This is a genomic window from Glutamicibacter uratoxydans, assembly GCF_050753455.1.
Lineage (GTDB): Bacteria > Actinomycetota > Actinomycetes > Actinomycetales > Micrococcaceae > Glutamicibacter > Glutamicibacter uratoxydans_A.
This window is the reverse complement of record NZ_CP192736.1, coordinates 1,637,003-1,654,364: the sequence shown is the minus strand read 5'-3', so window position 1 is coordinate 1,654,364 and position 17,362 is coordinate 1,637,003. Positions and strand designations below refer to the sequence as shown.

17 protein-coding genes are annotated in these 17,362 nt (G+C 57.5%); 9 read left to right on the top strand and 8 right to left on the bottom strand.

Going from position 1 to position 17,362, the window contains the following annotated elements; translation table 11 throughout:
* Positions 1–27 precede the first annotated feature (27 nt).
* From ACQQZ8_RS07510 to ACQQZ8_RS07500, 3 genes are read right to left on the bottom strand one after another with little or no spacing between them, the layout of a single operon-like run.
* The gene (locus tag ACQQZ8_RS07510) at positions 28–681 is read right to left on the bottom strand and encodes a TetR/AcrR family transcriptional regulator (RefSeq protein WP_431712042.1); all 654 of its coding nucleotides are present in this window, start codon (positions 679–681) and stop codon (positions 28–30) included.
* Positions 682–705: 24 nt separating this feature from the next.
* Positions 706–1,425 (bottom strand): ABC transporter ATP-binding protein, encoded by a 720-nt coding sequence (locus ACQQZ8_RS07505; RefSeq protein ID WP_431712041.1) that lies wholly within the window; start codon positions 1,423–1,425, stop codon positions 706–708.
* Positions 1,425–2,567 (bottom strand): ABC transporter permease, encoded by a 1,143-nt coding sequence (locus ACQQZ8_RS07500; RefSeq protein WP_431712040.1) that lies wholly within the window; start codon positions 2,565–2,567, stop codon positions 1,425–1,427. The genes ACQQZ8_RS07505 and ACQQZ8_RS07500 overlap by 1 nt, the downstream gene beginning before the upstream one ends.
* A 148-nt stretch (positions 2,568–2,715) precedes the next feature.
* Here ACQQZ8_RS07500 and ACQQZ8_RS07495 point away from each other — a divergent pair, with 148 nt between their 5' ends.
* Positions 2,716–3,063, top strand: coding sequence for a hypothetical protein (locus ACQQZ8_RS07495; protein WP_431712039.1), 348 nt, complete (start codon positions 2,716–2,718; stop codon positions 3,061–3,063).
* Between the two features lie 799 nt (positions 3,064–3,862).
* On the opposite strand, the gene ACQQZ8_RS07490 is transcribed toward ACQQZ8_RS07495, so the two are convergent.
* The 4 genes from ACQQZ8_RS07490 to ACQQZ8_RS07475 form a co-directional block, all read right to left on the bottom strand.
* Positions 3,863–4,483: a hypothetical protein gene (locus ACQQZ8_RS07490; RefSeq protein ID WP_431712038.1), complete on the bottom strand. Its 621-nt coding sequence runs from the start codon at positions 4,481–4,483 to the stop codon at positions 3,863–3,865.
* A gap of 369 nt (positions 4,484–4,852) precedes the next feature.
* Entirely contained in the window at positions 4,853–5,407 is a 555-nt protein-coding gene (locus ACQQZ8_RS07485) for a DUF6036 family nucleotidyltransferase (RefSeq protein WP_431712037.1), read from the bottom strand.
* Positions 5,404–6,000, bottom strand: a complete 597-nt coding sequence (locus ACQQZ8_RS07480) for a helix-turn-helix domain-containing protein (RefSeq protein WP_431712036.1) — start codon at positions 5,998–6,000, stop codon at positions 5,404–5,406. Before ACQQZ8_RS07480 ends, ACQQZ8_RS07485 begins: the two co-directional genes overlap by 4 nt.
* Before the next feature lie 952 nt (positions 6,001–6,952).
* Positions 6,953–7,180 carry a hypothetical protein gene (locus ACQQZ8_RS07475; protein WP_431712035.1) on the bottom strand — a complete coding sequence of 76 codons (228 nt, stop codon included), beginning with the start codon at positions 7,178–7,180 and terminating at the stop codon, positions 6,953–6,955.
* 446 nt (positions 7,181–7,626) lie between these two features.
* Between ACQQZ8_RS07475 and ACQQZ8_RS07470 the strand changes: the two genes are divergently transcribed.
* From ACQQZ8_RS07470 to ACQQZ8_RS07440, 7 genes are all read left to right on the top strand, one after another.
* The gene (locus ACQQZ8_RS07470) at positions 7,627–8,193 is read left to right on the top strand and encodes a hypothetical protein (protein ID WP_431712034.1); all 567 of its coding nucleotides are present in this window, start codon (positions 7,627–7,629) and stop codon (positions 8,191–8,193) included.
* A gap of 483 nt (positions 8,194–8,676) precedes the next feature.
* Entirely contained in the window at positions 8,677–9,621 is a 945-nt protein-coding gene (locus tag ACQQZ8_RS07465) for a phosphate/phosphite/phosphonate ABC transporter substrate-binding protein (protein ID WP_431712032.1), read from the top strand.
* Positions 9,621–10,460: a phosphonate ABC transporter ATP-binding protein gene (locus ACQQZ8_RS07460; RefSeq protein WP_431712031.1), complete on the top strand. Its 840-nt coding sequence runs from the start codon at positions 9,621–9,623 to the stop codon at positions 10,458–10,460. The genes ACQQZ8_RS07465 and ACQQZ8_RS07460 overlap by 1 nt, the downstream gene beginning before the upstream one ends.
* Positions 10,447–11,334 carry a phosphonate ABC transporter, permease protein PhnE gene (gene phnE, locus ACQQZ8_RS07455; protein ID WP_431712030.1) on the top strand — a complete coding sequence of 296 codons (888 nt, stop codon included), beginning with the start codon at positions 10,447–10,449 and terminating at the stop codon, positions 11,332–11,334. Before ACQQZ8_RS07460 ends, phnE begins: the two co-directional genes overlap by 14 nt.
* Positions 11,331–12,095 carry a tyrosine-protein phosphatase gene (locus ACQQZ8_RS07450; protein ID WP_431712029.1) on the top strand — a complete coding sequence of 255 codons (765 nt, stop codon included), beginning with the start codon at positions 11,331–11,333 and terminating at the stop codon, positions 12,093–12,095. Before phnE ends, ACQQZ8_RS07450 begins: the two co-directional genes overlap by 4 nt.
* Before the next feature lie 3 nt (positions 12,096–12,098).
* Positions 12,099–12,731: a TetR-like C-terminal domain-containing protein gene (locus ACQQZ8_RS07445; protein ID WP_431712028.1), complete on the top strand. Its 633-nt coding sequence runs from the start codon at positions 12,099–12,101 to the stop codon at positions 12,729–12,731.
* A gap of 98 nt (positions 12,732–12,829) precedes the next feature.
* A complete protein-coding gene (locus ACQQZ8_RS07440) occupies positions 12,830–13,045 on the top strand; it encodes a hypothetical protein (protein ID WP_431712027.1) in 216 nt (71 codons plus the stop codon).
* A 76-nt stretch (positions 13,046–13,121) separates the two neighbouring features.
* Here ACQQZ8_RS07440 and ACQQZ8_RS07435 read toward each other — a convergent pair whose 3' ends face one another.
* The gene (locus ACQQZ8_RS07435) at positions 13,122–13,874 is read right to left on the bottom strand and encodes a MerR family transcriptional regulator (RefSeq protein ID WP_431712026.1); all 753 of its coding nucleotides are present in this window, start codon (positions 13,872–13,874) and stop codon (positions 13,122–13,124) included.
* A gap of 572 nt (positions 13,875–14,446) precedes the next feature.
* Here ACQQZ8_RS07435 and ACQQZ8_RS07430 point away from each other — a divergent pair.
* Positions 14,447–16,978: a response regulator transcription factor gene (locus ACQQZ8_RS07430; RefSeq protein WP_431712025.1), complete on the top strand. Its 2,532-nt coding sequence runs from the start codon at positions 14,447–14,449 to the stop codon at positions 16,976–16,978.
* Positions 16,979–17,362: the final 384 nt, after the last annotated feature.

Here is a 17,362-nt window from a genome sequence, read left to right as displayed (position 1 = left end):
AGTCGATAGCGAGCGTCTGCGATGGTCTTACGCGCCCTTGATCTCCTGGACCTTCTGCGATTGCATCTCGCGTGCCATCGGCCCGATAACTGCGGTAAGCCCGGCATACACTTGCTCAGGTTGCTGCCCCGACTCCAACAATCGTGTGGAGGCGTGTATTACCGAGTTGATAAGCTCACCGAGCCCCTCAGGGTTTTGAACGCCGAGTTCGGTAAGGGTCTCAATCAATGGCTCTTGTATTGCACGATGCATCTGTGTGGCTTGTTCGTTGAGAGCTTCGCCGGGTGAGAGGGCGGCGAGTGCGGAGCCGACGGCGTGCGCCCCTTCCTCGACGAGCTGCACGTTGGCCAGCGCATAGGCAATGATTCGTCCGCTGGGTTCGGGCTCGGCGGCCATCGCGTTCGTGACACGCTCGGTCCACTTCGGGAACACATCTTGTACGAGCGCGTTGAGGAGCGCCTCACGGGAACCGAAGTAGTGGTAGACACTAGATCTCGCGAGACCCGCTCGCTCAGCAACTTCCCGCATGCTTGTGACATCGCCAGTTTCTTCGAGAATCGCGTGCGCTGCATCAAGAATGAGGCGCTCTTGTTGAGCGCGGTGTTGCACGACCGTGGCTGCACTAATTTTGGGCACTGCGATCGCCTCCTCTTTCCACACGTGGCGTCTGTCCTTGAACATACACCTCGGTTTCTGGAGATAGGGCTAGTGGACGCTCGCAGCCACATTCGTTTCAAACGCGCTTAGGCGTCCGTCGACCATCTCTACCACGCGGTCACAGTGACCAATCACGTCATGATCATGCGTCACCATAATGGTCGCAACCCCTCGTTCGTGGCTCTGCTCAGCAAGGAGCGCCACAATCTGCTGACTACGTGAACGATCAAGTGCCGACGTCGGCTCGTCAACGAGCAGCAGGCCTGGGTTCGTGACAAATGCGCGTGCGATTCCCACACGCTGGCGTTCTCCGCCGGATAGCTGCCCGGGAAGGTTCTTCGCTTTGTGTGCCATGCCGACTGCGTCGAGGAGTGGTAGCGGGTCGAACGAGGTAGGGCCTCCAGAAAGTTTGTTTACTAGGCGCAGCTGATCCGCAGAATTCAGCGCCGGGATGAGGTTTCCTGATTGGAAGACGAAGCCGATATTACGGAGCCGGAACTTTGCGAGTTTCCCCTGAGAGCGACCGATCTTCGACAGGTCTTGCCCCAACACTTCGACAGTTCCCGAGTCTGCCTGCAGGAGTGCTCCGGCGACTGCGAGCAAAGAGGATTTTCCAGCGCCTGATGGGCCGACGACACCAACGAACTCGCCGCTGGCAACTTCGAAGTCGACGTGGTCGAGGGGGCGCACTTTGCTGTCACCGTCACCCAGTTCGACCGTGACGCTGCGCAGTGAAAGTGCTGACTTGATTGCGTGTTCTGTCGCCATTATCGCTGACCTCCCAGGGCAGTATTTGGGTCGATGCGTGTGATGCGAAGCACCGCGACAGCGGCACCTACAAGACCCAGAACAATAGTGATGATTGAAGAGGTGAGAATAGGCTCTGCTTCAAGCGCGAATGGCATCCCTTCAGGCATAGCTGAACCGAGACCGACACCGGCCGCCACGCCGAGCGCTGTAAAGCTGAGAAGTAGGATTGCCGCCTGCGTCAACGAGTCACGGAGCAGGTACCGGCCCGAGGCACCGACAGCGCGGAGCACTGCCAGCTCGTGCTGACGCTGAATGGTCCACACCGTGAAGAATGCGCCTACGACCAGTGCACAGATCCCGTAGAGAAACACCTGGATCATGCTGAGAGTGAGGGTTTCTGCCTCGTACCCCGGCGACGAGTTAAAGGACTCCTTCAGATCGACCGTTGTTGTGCCAGCCGCTAGATCACCAGCAAGCACGTCGATTTCCTCGCCGTCTTCGGCCTGCAGTGCCACCACGCTCGCGACATCGAAGTCGAGCGCGTCGACTTGCGCCTGAGAAGGGGTACCAGGCTGCGCCGCACCCGATGCAATCAATCTCCACGTATCGAGGTTGAGGTACGCCATGTCGACGTGCCCGAACGTCGCCTGGCCCTCGGTGAAGCCGATGACCTCGAGTTCGGTGTCGAGGCGATCGAGGGTGATGATTGTGCCGAGTTCGAGTCCGTCATTTTTCGCGGTCTCAGATACGACGATTCCAGCGAGGCCAGAGAGCTGCTCGCCCTCAGAGACCGCTGGGTTGAGGAAGGAGTCGGGTTCGATGCCGAAGAGCGACAGGTCAATCTGCGTGCCATTGTCGGTGGTGGCGTTTGTCATCCCAGCGCCGACGGGGTCAGCATGCTTGACACCTGGCTGTGATTTCCACGCGTCAACCTGTTCAACGTCTACCACCGAGCGAGAAAACGCATTGTCGGTCTTCGTGCCCTCGTCGAAAGCAAACGCCGTGACTGGCAGCGATTTCAGGCCTGAGACACCATCGTTGACCAGGCCCGAGGACAGACCAGACAGCAGCACCATAAGGATGGCGATGAGTGACACAACAGCACCCATCAGCCCAAACCGTCCTCGCGCAAACTTCAGTTCGCGGATTGCAAGAAACATGACTTCCTTCCGGATCGTTTCATCTTGCCGACACAGGGTCGAAAACATGTCAACACTATGTCGAGAAACCTGAAAGGTCACCGAGAATCCCCGCCCCTTATGGGGCAGATGGCGGCAACGACAGATCGACCACCATAAGCTGATCGGTATGGATCTTCTTCACGCCACCCTGGTCTTTTTTCACATCCTCGGAGCAGCCGCGCTCGTCGGAGGGTGGCTCGCAACGTTCAAGAAACCATCCGTGGGTCTCTTTCAGTTCATCGGGGCATGGGTGCAGCTCATTACCGGCGTGTTGCTTGTGGGTCTGGCGTCGATGGGCGATGCCGACGTCAATCACATCAAGATCACGGTGAAACTGGTGTTGCTTATCGTGATCCTCGTGGCGGCCTGGATTGGGCGACGGAAGGTGAAGCGCGGTCAAACCGTTCCCACCGGTATCGCGCACGCGGTGGGCGGCCTGGCCCTGATCAACGTCGGGCTTGCTGTTTTCTGGTAGGAACCACTGGTAGCCACAGCTCCTACTTCCCCTCGCTGAACTTCAGCATGCGTGTGACTGTCCGAGATGGCTACACGACTCGTTCCCCGGCAGGCGGGGGCTTTTAGTGCAACATGCGCCAAGATAGCTTTGTCGAAATGTGACTCTGCACTCCCGAGCGTGATACTTCGAGAACCGCCGATACGCGATCGCCTATTGCCCCACAGACAAATGCTTGAGCGGTGAAGTCTCAGCACTAAGTAGACAATGCGCCCGCGGCGACGAGCGATGCCCGCACCTGCTTTCGGTCGACTCCAAGCGTGAGTGCGATTGCGCGCATAGAGATGCCGCCTCCGTGAAGCTTCACGGCTTCAGCGATTTCGTCAATTGTGAGTCCGCGTTGGCGACGACCAACGTTGTTTCGGGTGAGGTGCTTCGAGACTGTCGCACGATGCACCCCATATTTCTGTGCAAGATATCCGACGCTAAGACCAGCGAGGTAGTCATCGACCAGGCGGTCTACTTCGGCAGAGGTGAGGAAGGTTTGAGGTTTCTCAATCCTCCTGACACAGGGCCCTCGCACGTCTTGAATTGGGTCGTTAACGACCCGCTGGGACACACGGTACATCCCTCGCTTCCAGCAGGAAATCAAGGATTTCAGCTTCGGGCTGGGGTTTGAGAACTGTCTACGCAGGGACCCCAGGAAACACCTAGTCAGATAAGTAATTATTTGGCTAGGCGTTCTTTCGTTGCACGGTTTGGTTGTATCTAATCCGGGTTAAGTACCAAAAGTGTGTACAGATGACGCGTGGAACTGTGTTCATCGACGCCCGCCCCACCCTTTTTGCACTCCGTTACCGTCATCCCAACTGAACTTGTTGTCGTAAAGCACCGGTCCGAGGGGTTCTTCTTTGGTGGGTTTCGGTGTGCTTTTCCCCTCCCAATGCCGCCGTTGCACGAATGACCATGGATCCTTCGGGTTTTCTGCATGTTGATACAATTTCCAGCGCACGAGCGCGAGGGAATGTTCAGGCGTCAAACCTCGGTGTAGTCGTAGCTGGTCCTTGATACCAGCGTTGATGCCACCTTCGAGTGGGCTTGTAGTCCGAGGCAGCACCTCGCTTTCTCCTGCCTGGTCTAACCACTGGAAAAGCTGGTTCTCTGTTAACAGGCTCTGGAAGAGTTTCTCGCCGCGACGCAGATTGATATGGGTGTACCACCAGGTTTGGTGTGGCTTCACGCGGGCGGGTCTGGACGCGGTGTTGTCCTTGGCGTAGGTGCGTTCCTTGAGCGTTACTTCGTGCATGGACTGCCATTGCTTGAACTGCTCGGTCCAGTTCGCTGCTTCCTTTTTCGTGCTGACTTTCATTAGTGCACGGGTGAGGGTCAAAAGCTGTCGATCTGGGACGGTGCGTGGATTCAGGGTCAGGTGCTTGACCATGGTCTGGTGGATTTGGAAGTAGCATCTCTGGATCTTTACCTGTCAGGGAACAAAAGTTTTCAGATCTTCACTTAGGTTGGTCAACAGAGCGCGGCTACCTCGTTACCGGACGTACACTACGGAAGATGAGCGCGCCTTAAGTGTGTGGCTACGTAGATAGCACCATCGAAGGTCAGAAGGAACCCTCAGGGTCTGGCGAGTTGAAGCTTTAGACGCTGCATTACCGGGATGTCGCAGCCACGCTTAACCGGGGTCGAATCCATGCGAGGCGCCCGCATCCAGTTGGTTTCTCTGGGCGGTCTTGTGCCGCGTAATATTCACCTATCGCAGAGAGCATTTCTGGGATGCCCCATTCTCTAGTGTATTTAGCTACTTACCATTCTTTAGACGACGAGCTACCGCGATAGCTTCGTCAGCGACAATCTCGTAATTCAGCCGACCCTGTGACAAGGGCATTGAATCTTCCCCATACATCTCATAGGCAAGATCCACCAGCTCCTCTGGATCTTCGATTCCTAACGCGTTCACGAGATACCCTAGATCGATAATGTCTTTCTCACGTTCGGCGGCCACTTTCATTGCGGCCAAGGACGGTAAATCAGCCAACCTGACTGCTGAGAAAGAACCTGTTGGCGGGACCATCCACTGGACGTTTTCTGGGAGGAATGCTGCCGCATGAGAGTTCAACCATTTGTCCGGAAGCCCATACTCCTTAGCCATTTGCGCTGCAACCTCGTCCACTGCGGTGGAATGTTGATATCTGGCGTCTATGTCCTCGGTTGCCCGGTCAATCAGCCCGTGGAGCAGCAAGGCCGCTCCGCCTACGATCTGTATATCCAGTACGGTGCCGCGCTCGGTTAAGCGTCGCTCTAAATCGTTAAGTAAATTAATGACTTGATCTCGGCGCAATCCTTCCCCGGTCATGCGGTAGCCAAACTGCGCTCACGCATCCATACGTTCAATTCCTTGAGCTCGATAGGTGTCTCGGCGCGGATTAGTTCCTTCATGCGGTCGCCGACTGGATAGATTTTTTCCGAAAGGAAGACTGGTTCGGGTGAAGGCAAGACCCGGCGCGCCCAGCGCGGGGTGTGAGATTGTGTTTTAGAGGCGATCCAGCGGGTCAGTGCGGCCAGGGCAACGAAATACTGCGGGTCCTCCAGCACTGGGGCTTCGCGTAACAACGGCCCTCTCTTTTCTAGGGATTCGGTCGTGTATTCGCTGACCAAACGTAGCGCGTATTCGTAATCCTGCATGGCCAGAGTCTGTTGGAAAGCACGAGCAATTTCCGCTCCGCGATCCTGCATCCGGTTCATTCCCGGTTCCTCAAACCCCAATTCCTGAAGCACCTTCAGCACCAACCCCAGAGCTGCGGTTTCTTTTCCCGCTTCAAGATCGATAAGGAATTTGCGCGAAACCCCAACGGAGCGCGCCAGCTCAGCCTGCGTAAGCCCAAGGGTCTTACGCTGGTGTTTGATTCGTGCTCCGAGGGCAGAGGCTGTGTACGAAGAGGACTCCATGACACTATTATGTCACCGTTCGGTGACATAAAGGAATTTTCCTATCTCCAGTCGATTACGGAGAATCGCTTCACCAAGATGCCTCCCACTTTCAATCACGAGACTGAGCCCAAATTCTCGATTTGTTGCTGAATTGTGTTCTGCCTATTTCGAGTCATCGCATGCTTTGCTGTTTCTGACACGATAAGTTAGAGCAGATGGGGAATAGTAGTGCGCGTTTCGCACGTGTACCTGAGCGTTTAGCCACGCGATGGAGACACGTGGCGTGAAGTTAGGTCGGTCAGAAGTTCGACAGTGGCTGGATGAAGTAGCTCCAGGCACTGGTTTGGTCCGCCTTGCATAACTCGCTGCTTTACCCCGGCTTCGCATCACCCAGCAAGTCAGTCGCGGCAGTGTTCTACCAGCAACTATTGCAAGTATCTCCCGCGGGCTGGGGCTCAAGCCTTTAGCAGAGTTAGCCAAGTTTAAAGACTTCGACCATCTAGTTGCCGGTTCTCCTACTCGTGAAGAGTTATCTGCTTTTATCCCCACCGATGCCCTGTTGGAAGCTACGGGAGCATCTTCGCTACCGGAGGCATCCGCTACGAGAACTTCAATGGCCTTTCGACCAACAACTTTTTGATCGAGATTTTCTTACAAGGCAAGACAGAAACTCCACTCGGCTCTAGCCCACAATTCTTCCCCTTCAGGATGCGTCTTAATTGTTTCATTCGCTAGCCTAGTTGCACGAAAGGCAAAGCCCGCCGTGAAGATAGCGAACATCCCGGCAGCCGCAAGCCCAGTGACAACGTCCTACCAGAATTCGCTATCGATGACGCTCGAAGAAGCGTGCTCCACCCGCAAAGGAGCGGAACCTTTCCCTCTAGCTCGTGAGTCGTGAGAATTCGCGAGTTTCATTTTACCTTCGGCACATGGAAGCCGGATGGTTCTTCTGGGCCACCTCAGATAGCACTCAGCTCTGCCCACAGGCGTTCAGGAAAGGCATGACTACGCTGCGCGAGAGCCGCCCGTTCGTTGACACTCCAGAGGTCACCAAAGCGGCGATCCGCGAGGCAAAACCTACCAGAGTGATTTGCATTAGCAGACCATAGAACGCTTCGCGCAAGGCATCACGCCACCACCTAGCACGCAACCCACCGCCGTTAAGCGAGCATCCAGAGCCCTGGCCGTCTGCAACCACGCTTCAGACCGCCCCTCTCCGAGCAGGTGTCGCCAGCAGACGAGAACCCGCAATTCACACACCAATCTGAGCTTAGGTGCGCGGGGCCACTCATCGGCTAGCCAGAACGTGCACGCACCCTCTGCCCGGGCGTCTCTCGGAAAACAGATGAGTCAAAAGACCACCAGCCATTCGTACCTTGTACCACCCACCACGAACGCACTGATCCGTTAACCAGGCGCCAAAAAGTCTTCAAGGATTTTCCTGAGCTCTAAAACCCCTCGGCTACGACCTGACCCCTTCACCTCAAGAAGCCGCGCTTTTGCCGCACGAAGGCCGTAACCCCCTTAGCCCGGCCGCACCCCCGGAGTCCCACTTCACCAAATCCGCGAACAGTGTTCAATCCTGCCCACTGAACGTCAACTTTTGGTTGACACAATATGTCAACCAATGGTTGACTGATGTTCGTGGACGAAATTCAGATCGCTAAATCATCCCTCGACGCTGCGAAAGCACAGTTACGTGAGGCGGTACGGCAAGCCCGCCGCGATGGTCGCACGTGGGCCGACATTGGCCAGACGCTCGGCATGAGCCGTCAGGCTGCGTTCAAGAGATTCGGTGAGGTCACAAACCCAGCCACTGGCCAGACGATAGAAGGAGCAGTCATGTCCATCGAGAAAATACGCACGCTGACCGAACAGGTCTTCAATTACATCAGCGCAGCCGAATACGAGAGCCTCGAGCCGCTGATGCATCCGGATGTTCGGAGCGAACTACCAGCGCCGCTGATCGCCGAGACATGGGCACGGGTACTAGCCGATGTGGGCGCGAAGGAATCCTACAGCGACACGCACGTCTCCTTCCCCGCCGGAGAACGCATCGAAGAAGACGACCAGCTGCTCGGCACCGTGGTCGGAGTGACGACACTGCAGTGCGAGGCGGGAGAGGTCATGGGTCGCGTTGCTTTCGATGATCAGCTCCGCGTAGTCGGACTGCTTCTGGTCGACCCGGCCCAGAGCCCGTTGCCGTTCTAAGTGCATCCACTGGAATGCGGCTTGGGCGCGAATGACACAGCCCCGGTAGCGCAAGTTCGGGTTCCGGTGCGGCACGCGCTCAATCGCGACCGCTAGAACCTGTGCCGACGCGCAAGCACCATAGCTCAAAGAATGACGCGGGAGGCCGGCAGGAATCTATCCGCTCAGCCCCTGCCCGACACGTCGCTGTCGCAAAGTTTTTACCGAAGGGCAAATACCGCGCCCCAGCAAACCCAATCCGCATCATTTAGTTAAGAAAACCGTAGATCCAAAGATCTGGTCAGTAGAAAAATCTGCTGACCAGATCTTTTCGTTGTGCCTCCGGCTCTACTTTTGACCCTCCCGCATGGATTCACCGATCGTTCACCTAGCGTTCCATTCAAGGCCTAGCAGTCTCGTAATTACTAGACACCTTCAAGGGTTTAGATACTTATGTTCTCGTAATTCCAGAGCATAAGTTCTTCCCTGTATTGAAAGGTAGCCATGCGCTCCTCCCGCTCACTCGCAAACAATCGGGCAACCAGCACCACATTGATCGGACTCTCCGCGATCGGCGCACTCGTTCTTACCGGATGTGGTGGCAATGCCGACGCCAGCAATCCCGATGGCGGCAACTCGAACGAAGCCGAAGTCATCAAGATGGCGACCTTGCCTGCTGGGGATGATCCCACCGCGGTCAACCCGGTAGATGTTATTCGCGAACTCGTTGAGGCAGAAACCGGTATGAAGGTTGAAGTCATCGATGCTCCTGACTACCTCGGCGTGGTTGAGGCGGTACGCGCTGACCACGTTGATATCGCGCTGATGAGTGCCTTCCCTAGCGCCTTGGCCGTGAACACCGGTGAAGTCGACGCACTCATGACCTGGCCGGGCTCCCCCGAGCCGGTCTCCAAGTGCTATGTGCTGCAAGATTCACCGTTGCAGAGCATTGAGGATCTGGCGGGTAAGACTGTCGCCTTCGCCGCCCCAGGCTCAAGCTCGGGCTTCTTCATGCCGGTGCACCTGCTGGATAGCCACGGGCTGACCCGTGATGAGGACTATGAAGTGATGTTCACCGGCGGACATGATCGCAGTGCGCTGGCGGTCAAGGAAGGCCAAGTTGCTGCCTCCTGCACCGCTTCGATGCTGATGGAGATGGGCGGCACCGACTACTTCCCCTTTGAAGAAGGCGAAACCCGCGTGATTGGCGAGAGCGTCACCATGGACGTGAGCATGGCCGTGATCGCAAGCCAGGAAGTCAGTGAAACCAAACGCGCAGCGCTGCTCGAAGCACTGCCAAAGGTCTTTGTTGACGAAAACGCCGAGGAACTGGACGTGTACCGCGACCTCGTCGGTGTTACCCCGACCCTTGAACCATCGCCCGAAATCTTCCAGTCCTTGGTTGATGTAGCCGCGGTGGCCGGCGTTGACATTGCGGATCTGCAGTAATGTCCGAGACCACGTCGAAGGTAGCCGCATTAAGCAGTATGCGCTTACCGCGTGATAGCGAACTGCTCCCACCTACACCCCTGGTGACGGTGCGGGATCTGCAAGTCCAGTACAACGCCGAGGACGGACTAGTTCTTGACGGAGTCAACCTGGATCTCTTTGCCGGGGAAATGGTTGCCCTGCTCGGTTCCTCAGGCTCCGGCAAATCGACCCTGATGAAGAGCCTGACCGGTTTCGCCCCGATCACCAGTGGATCGGTGAAGGTCGCCGGCTTCGATCTGAACGATCTGCGCCGCGCACAGCTCCGTCAGCTGCGTGCCAGCGCGGGCCAAGTGTTCCAACAGTTCAACCTGGTGGGACGGCTCAGTGTGCTGACCAACGTCCTCACCGGCGGCCTGCACGCGGCCGGTCCGTTCAATTTGGTCGGCGGGTTCAAGACCGAGCAGCGCACCCGCGCTCTGGAACTGCTAGACCGCGTCGGGATTGCGCACAAGGCCAAGGATGAGGCCCGCTCGCTCAGTGGCGGGCAGCAGCAGCGCGTAGCCATCGCCCGGGCGCTGATGCAAAACCCGAAGCTGATTCTGGCCGATGAACCGGTGGCCTCGCTTGACCCCAAGCTCTCGGATTCGGTGCTCGAATTACTCCGCAGCATCGCCAAGGAGGACGGCATTCCGGTGCTCGTCAGTTTGCATGTGTTGCCCCTAGCGCTCCGGCACAGCGATCGCATCGTGGGGCTGAAGCACGGAGAAATGTTGGTCTCCGCCCCGACGGCAACCCTCGACGCTGCCGCGTTGGGCGTCCTATATGACGATCAGGAGGGCGAGGATGGCGATCATTGATCCAACCAAGAAACCTACCAATCCGCGCAATACGGCAGCCGTGAAAAAGGCCAGAGGCTCGGCAAGGACCAACCCGGGGTTTGACCCCGAACAGCACTCCCGCCTAGAACGGGCGGTTTCCATCCCCCGAGCGCGCTCAATGTTTGGCGCCGTGGTAGCGATCGCTTTCTTGATGTGGTCCTTTCAGGGCGCGGGCTTCAACTTTGCAAAGCTCGGCGAGGGTAGCGTCAACATGGCTAACTTCATTAGCCGGCTCTTCCCACCGGACTTCTCAAAAATCGGGCTGATCATCGAACTGCTGATCGAGACCGTGCAGATGGCCATCGTCTCCACCGTGCTTGGTGCGGTGCTCTCCCTGTTCGTCGCGATGGCCGCGGCGTCAAACCTGGCCCCGAAGTGGGTGTACTACCCGGCACGTTGGACGATGAACGTTATCCGTGCGATTCCCGATCTGGTCTTCGCGCTGATGTTTGTGTCCGCGGTGGGTCTGGGACCCTTCGCCGGTATTCTCGCGATGACCCTGGGCTCGCTCGGTTCCATCGGCAAGATCTATGCCGAAGCGATGGAATCGGTGGACAAGGGTCCGATCATCGCCATGAAATCTGTGGGTGCATCGCACCGCCAAGTCATCCAATACGGTGTCTTGCCGCAGGCAGCTCCCCTGCTGGTGTCCTACACGCTGCTGCTCTTCGAAGGCAGTGTGCGCGGGGCAACCATGCTCGGGCTCGTCGGTGCCGGCGGTATCGGTCTGGAACTGACCACCGCCATGCGCCTGTACGACTACGGCCATCTGAGCGCCATCATCATTAGCATCATCGTCGTTGTGACGATCATCGACCAAGCAAGTGCATTTATTCGAAAGAGGATCACATGACCATCACCACCGAACACCCGCTCAGCGCCCCCGCCAACCTGCGCGATTTAGGCGGCATCGCTATCGCCGGTGGGCTCCTTCGCCAGGGGCTGGCGATCCGCACCGATGACCTGTCATTGGTCACCGGCGAGGTCGCTGAGGAATTGGTGGCCAACGGGCTCACCGCGATCATCGATCTACGCTCTATTGAAGAGGTGCAAGTCACTGGTCGAGGTCCGTTGGGCGGGCAGGCAGTTTCCTACCACCACATTCCCCTGATGGGGAAGATGTCCGAATCACTGAGCGGTGACAGCCCGACGCTGACCCACGAGTCCATGGGCCAGATGTACCTGAACCTTGTTGAACGTGCATCGAGCCAGCTGGTGACCGCACTGAACGTCATCGCCTACTCCCCTGGCACCACCGCATTTCACTGTACTGCAGGACGCGATCGGACCGGCGTCTTGGCAGCCTCGCTGCTGCTCGTGCTCGGTGCCAGCGACGCTGACATCGTGGCCGACTACTCGCTGACCGGCCCGAACATGCCAGGTGTCGGGCAGCGTACCCGTTCGGTGCTCGGACCGTTGATGCGCAAGCTCGGTTTCGACTTGGATAAGCTTTCCGCCGAGGGCAACCTGCACAAGGAAGGCATGGAGGTCTCCATGCAGTTCCTCCTGGAGCAGTTACGGACCAAGTACACCGATCCACTGACCCCGCTGCGCATTGCCGGACTCTCGGAGGACACGATCGCCCAACTGCGTCGCCGGGCCGCAGAGGCCTAAACGGTGACAGAGATCTTGAGGACGTCCGGGGCCGAGGTTCGCAACGGTCCCGGGCGTCCGCGCGATACAGAACTTGATGAACTGATCCTCAAAGCGGCCGTTGAGCTACTGGAGCGCGGCGAAGAAGTATCGGTCTCTAAGGTTGTGAGTCGCAGCGGGGTGAGCCGTGCGGCGCTCTATCGCCGGTGGCCCTCGATCACGCAACTCACCGCAGCCGCGCTCGATGTGGGTCGCACGCAATACCCAGTCATTAAACCAGGCGATGACCTGCGCCGCACGCTCTTCGCCAGTTTGATGCCCGCCGAAGGTGAACGCTTCCCGACTACTCGCGGTTATCCAACCCACCGCTTCTTTCAGCGGCTGAAGCTCATCATCGACAATCGCGAGCTCCAGCGCACCTACTGGAAGTCTCATGTGGCCCGACGCCGCGAACCGCTGGAGACGGCGCTGCAACAGTCGGTGGATGAAGGGATACTGCGCGCGGACCTCGATGTTCCGGCAACCGTCGATGCGCTAGCCGGCGTGGTCTACTACCAGCTCATTGTGCGTGGGGATAACCTGGCGGATCCGGCCACCCGAGAACGCGTGCGGCACGCCTATGACACCATCTGGCAGGGCATGGCACGCAAGAACTGAAAGTGGCGTTGGCCGTAGGTGCCGAACCCGGGCAGTAGGCCGCAGAATGCATGATCATTCTGCGGCCTTTTGCGCTCCCCTCTTGCTATTCTCAACCCATGAGCACCCGAGATTTTCCCGCACAGATCGGTGACTTACCGAAAATCGGCCGACCGGCAACCAGCGCTTTGCTCGCGCAGGGCATTACCAGCCTCGTCGAAGTCGCGGCATTCGGTAAGAAACCGCTGCTCGCCCTGCACGGGGTAGGCCCCAAAGCGATTGACCTTCTCTCCGCGGCATTGGCAGAGAACGATCTGGTCTGGGCCGATGACTAACCAAAACCATCACCTCGCGGCGCACGGGAAAATTTGCCGCGCCGCACGGTGGGGTCGGCCGGGGTAACCGCCGTGTTTAGGGAAGATGCGCCAAGAGTGCATCGCGCACGAATTTCGCACCCGTGACCCCACCGTAGTTCGCAGCGAATCGCGGGTCAGAGACATACATATCTGCCAGCCCATGAACATAGCCGCGAAGGTCACCGAGTGGTTCGGCAGCGGGAGTTCCGGAAACAGATTTCAACCACGCAATGTGCCGTGCGGCGAGCTCCTGAGCGATCGGTGAATCCGCGCTGATGGACGGATCGGTTGCCGCAGCAATCCAGTCTTCGTTCAGGTTCTTGACCTGCTGCAGCCAGTGCTCCTGTTCCGCGCTGGACTTCGCCTTCCACCAGGCATCGGATGTGGCGTAGGCAGCTTTGCCCCACCGTTGTGTCACTTCGTCTTTATACTTCGTGTGGTCGAAACCTTCGAACATTTTCTCGGCCATAAGAGATTCCCCTGCTTTCAAAGATGCGATGGTGTGCTCGACGGCGGCAATTTGCCGGGCGAGCCTGCGGTGTTCCTGTTTGAGCACCGCAAGGTGGGTAGTCAGCGCCCCGCTCTCGACCGTTTCTTGGGCCAGCACATCCGCGATGTGCGCGAGCCCAAGTCCGAGTTCGCGCAGCAGCAATACACGTTGCAACCGAAGCAATGCCGACTCGTCATAGTAGCGATACCCGTTACTACCAATCCGGCTGGGCGGAACTAAACCAATATGGTCATAGTGACGCAGGGTGCGACTGCTGGTGCCTGCAATGCGCGCGATTTGCTGTATTGACCACTCCATAACTTCCACGCTAAAGGTTGACGCAGTGTCAATGTCAATGGGCAGTGCTGGACGCTTCTTCAAGGCCAGCCACGTCACCCGAAAGCTCACCTCCCGCGCAGCGACGATTCCCCTGCGAGGCAGGTCAATGAATACTCAAGAGGGACTTTGCTGCATACTGACGCATCAGCAAGGTGCGCGGAACAACTTCTAGAGAACTCACCTGCCAGACACCACGGCGAGCGCCAGGGGTGGCGCGGTGCGGCTAGCGTTTGGCTCGTGCAGCGGGCAAAGGCTGGCTCTTTTGCTTTTATCTGGACGGTGACACACTGGTGCAATGAACGTCTTGGCTGTTGGATCTGTCACTGTGCGGATCAGCTGGCGTGCGCGGCGTGTAGATTCACGGGTTGATGTGAATCCTTGCCGGTCAGGGTGGAGATGGAGACGGGAGCGAAATTAGAACATAGTTTCGAATACCGTCTTTGGGATTTCCCCTCCACCCGAAAGCACTTCTCGACATGACTGGCTCCCATACTCACCTGCCGCCAATTCTTCCTTCCCGGCGAAAGCCGCTTCAGGATGCGATACATGCTGTGCAGCGCAGTGAGACAGTGTTTATTGCCGGTGCGCATGGTAGCGGGCGGACAACCTTTGCGTTGTCGATTTTTGGTCAGTTGAATAAGCGTTTTTATTGGGTAACTGGGGCCGCGGCGTTACATGACGTACCTTTCGCGTTGCTCACGGGGCTTTGTTCGCAGATTTCGCAGATTCGTTCGGCCGCTCAATCCCCTACCTCGATGATTTCTGCGTTGACCGGGCTCGTCGCTACTGAGGAAACTTATATTTTCTTAGATCGTGCCGAGGAGGTGGACGAGCAGAGCGCGGCTGTATTGGCGCAGTTGGCTACTTCCGAGCACCTGCGTTTGGTGGTGGCTGGTGTCGGGATTCAGCACCTTCCTGGGGCGTTGCAGAATTTATCTGCCCGGCATATCTCCCATCGGCTGAGCATTGCGCCGATGGACTTCGCGGATGCGCAGTTCATGGTGAGTCGGCAGCTCGGCGGGAAAGTGAATGCTCCGAGTATCCGGCGGTTGTTGCGCAGTTGTGCGGGTAATCCTTTATATCTGCGTGAATTGGTTGACGATGCGCTCGAAACTAAGGAACTTCGGCTTGCCGGTGAGTATTGGACTCTTCACCCGCTGTGGGAGCCAAAGGGCGAACGTATGGTGAATCAGATTTCTGGACGCTTAGCGCAACTACCAGCGAACTTAAGAGTGGCTACAGCGAAACTGAGCATCACCGGGACTTTGCCCATCTCGCAAGCACGCATGATTCTCGGGTCTCCCGCGTTGGATGCGATGATTGATGAAGGGCTGGCCGAGTTGGATCATAACGGTCCGCTATCTACCGGAGCTAAGCTCATCCGGCTGACCGACCAACTGCCCGCCGCCAGTGTGACTGCGAGCCTTGACCGGGCCGAACTGCGCGCAATCCTGGAGCACTTACTTCCCGTGGTGGCCGATCTGGAATTGAGCGAGTACGTTCGGGCAAATATCACCGTCCATTGTCAGGCGGTCGGCATTGAATCGGCTCCCGATGACCTGCTGCGCGCGGTGACTCTGGCGCTTTCTGCCCAACGCTATGCGGCAGTCTTGACGCTAACCGAGTATCTGGACCCGGAGCAGTACTCCTCCTGGAAGTATCACCAGCTGATCGCGGCACGGGCCACCGCTTTGCACGAATCTGGAGCTTCTCAAGCTGCGCTGACCGATATTGAAACGATCGGCAATAGTGCGTGTCCGGTGCTACGGTTGGCGGGCGCCCAAATCCGGCTGACACTGGGCGAAGTTGGCCGGGCTCTAGAGCTACTGCAACCACTGCCGGAGGACCCTCGTGATATTGCTGCGCTTCGGCTTATTGTTGAGAATGCCAATGAGCCCACCGAAGATTTTTCACGCCTGCTGCAATACGCGACGGATCCGGAAGTCGCGCCAAATATTCAGGCTCAGGCCTTGGCACGTTACTGCGTCAATATCGCTTTTCGCGGGTCTCCTTCGCAGGCTCTAGACCTCTTGATCCAGCGTCTCACCGAGACATTGAGCGATCCGATTAAGGTCCGGGGTTTCGGCCACATTTTTGTGGCTTTACACCCGGTCATGCTCTTAGAAGGCGGGGCCCATCACGATCTGATTTCAATGCTGATTCGTATTGAAGATCAGGTTCCTTTGGTTAACTCGGCGCGTTACTTTTTAGCTCGCGGCTCTATTGAATTGGATCAGGGCCATGCCAGTAAGGCGATTGAATCCTTCGCCCAGGCAATGTCGTTAGCTCAGTGGTGCGATCCGGATCGCGTGTGGTGCTTGATTGCCGCCCTGCGAGCGCGGGCCGAGGCATTGGTGGGAAATTTTGAACAAATGCGGGATTTTCTCGATATCAGCAAGAACAGCGCAAGCACTGGCGGCAGATGGTTGCACTTGGAGACCGAGCGGGCGCTGATGCCGGTCATTTTGCTTGCTCACGGCCCCGAGTCTGCCCGAGAGCACACCGAGCAGCTACTGAGTAAAGCCCGTGCCCGAGACCTCAGAATGCTACAGCTTCGGGTGCAGCATGATGCGTGGCGGCTCAAACTACACGACGAAACGCTGGGGTTCAGTGTGTTGGCCAGCGAGATGGAAGGCGAGCTCGCCCGTACCTTAGCTGGCTACACCCAAGCACTCAGCGAGCTTGATTCCGAGTTGGATGCGCTAGTGCAGTCCCATGTCGATCAAGGTCGGCTGCTCTATGCTGCGGAATTGGCTAATCATGGCTCAGAACTTGCCTTGGCTCGCGGTAAACGGGCGCGCTCCTCACAGTTACTCACGCTGAGCACTCGCATCATGCAGCCGCTCACCCAGGTCAATAGTCCGCGATTAGGTCGGGCCCGGGTGAATCCGCAAGTGCTGACCGACCGAGAGTATGCCGCTTGCTCGCGGGCAGCGCGCGGGGAGAGTAATACGGTCATTGCCGAAGCCCTGTTCCTTTCTCCGCGCACGGTGGAGGGTCATTTGCAGAAGTCCTACGGAAAGCTTGGCATTCGAGATCGTCGACAACTAATCGAGGAGCCCGATGGATCATCAAGCGTTTGATCCAGCATCATTTTTTACTACCTAAGTCTGCTTCTGTGACTACCTAATGCTACTGTTTTTTCGAGGTTTAGCCCCTAGGCTGGTGGTGATTGAACGCGTGATACTCAGACGCTTTGGGGGGCGTATCACGCGGAAAAATCGCGAGTACGCCACAGTCCTTCGAGGTGCAGCCGCAGCTGGACCATGAATTCTTCGGCCGATACCGGGACAGCCAGCACTGAAAGGTGCTGGCTGTTTTCGTCTGAGGCGCCGAGTGTCCCACGAGAGTCATTAGAACTTCACGACCAATTGCAAGTATTAGAACACAGTTTCGAATACGGGTTCCGGGGTATGCCAGAGTGATCACATTCCCCGACCTAGCACGCGGTTGAATTGGCACAGGAC

Coding starts and splice junctions, on each gene's coding strand:
- ACQQZ8_RS07450 (WP_431712029.1), top strand. CDS start 11,331: ATGACCATCACCACCGAACACCCGCTCAGCGCCCCCGCCAACCTGCGC.
- ACQQZ8_RS07435 (WP_431712026.1), bottom strand. CDS start 13,874: ATGGAGTGGTCAATACAGCAAATCGCGCGCATTGCAGGCACCAGCAGT.
- ACQQZ8_RS07485 (WP_431712037.1), bottom strand. CDS start 5,407: ATGACCGGGGAAGGATTGCGCCGAGATCAAGTCATTAATTTACTTAAC.
- ACQQZ8_RS07495 (WP_431712039.1), top strand. CDS start 2,716: ATGGATCTTCTTCACGCCACCCTGGTCTTTTTTCACATCCTCGGAGCA.
- ACQQZ8_RS07440 (WP_431712027.1), top strand. CDS start 12,830: ATGAGCACCCGAGATTTTCCCGCACAGATCGGTGACTTACCGAAAATC.
- ACQQZ8_RS07510 (WP_431712042.1), bottom strand. CDS start 681: ATGTTCAAGGACAGACGCCACGTGTGGAAAGAGGAGGCGATCGCAGTG.
- ACQQZ8_RS07490 (WP_431712038.1), bottom strand. CDS start 4,483: ATGGTCAAGCACCTGACCCTGAATCCACGCACCGTCCCAGATCGACAG.
- ACQQZ8_RS07465 (WP_431712032.1), top strand. CDS start 8,677: ATGCGCTCCTCCCGCTCACTCGCAAACAATCGGGCAACCAGCACCACA.
- ACQQZ8_RS07480 (WP_431712036.1), bottom strand. CDS start 6,000: ATGGAGTCCTCTTCGTACACAGCCTCTGCCCTCGGAGCACGAATCAAA.
- ACQQZ8_RS07500 (WP_431712040.1), bottom strand. CDS start 2,567: ATGTTTCTTGCAATCCGCGAACTGAAGTTTGCGCGAGGACGGTTTGGG.
- ACQQZ8_RS07460 (WP_431712031.1), top strand. CDS start 9,621: ATGTCCGAGACCACGTCGAAGGTAGCCGCATTAAGCAGTATGCGCTTA.
- ACQQZ8_RS07505 (WP_431712041.1), bottom strand. CDS start 1,425: ATGGCGACAGAACACGCAATCAAGTCAGCACTTTCACTGCGCAGCGTC.
- phnE (WP_431712030.1), top strand. CDS start 10,447: ATGGCGATCATTGATCCAACCAAGAAACCTACCAATCCGCGCAATACG.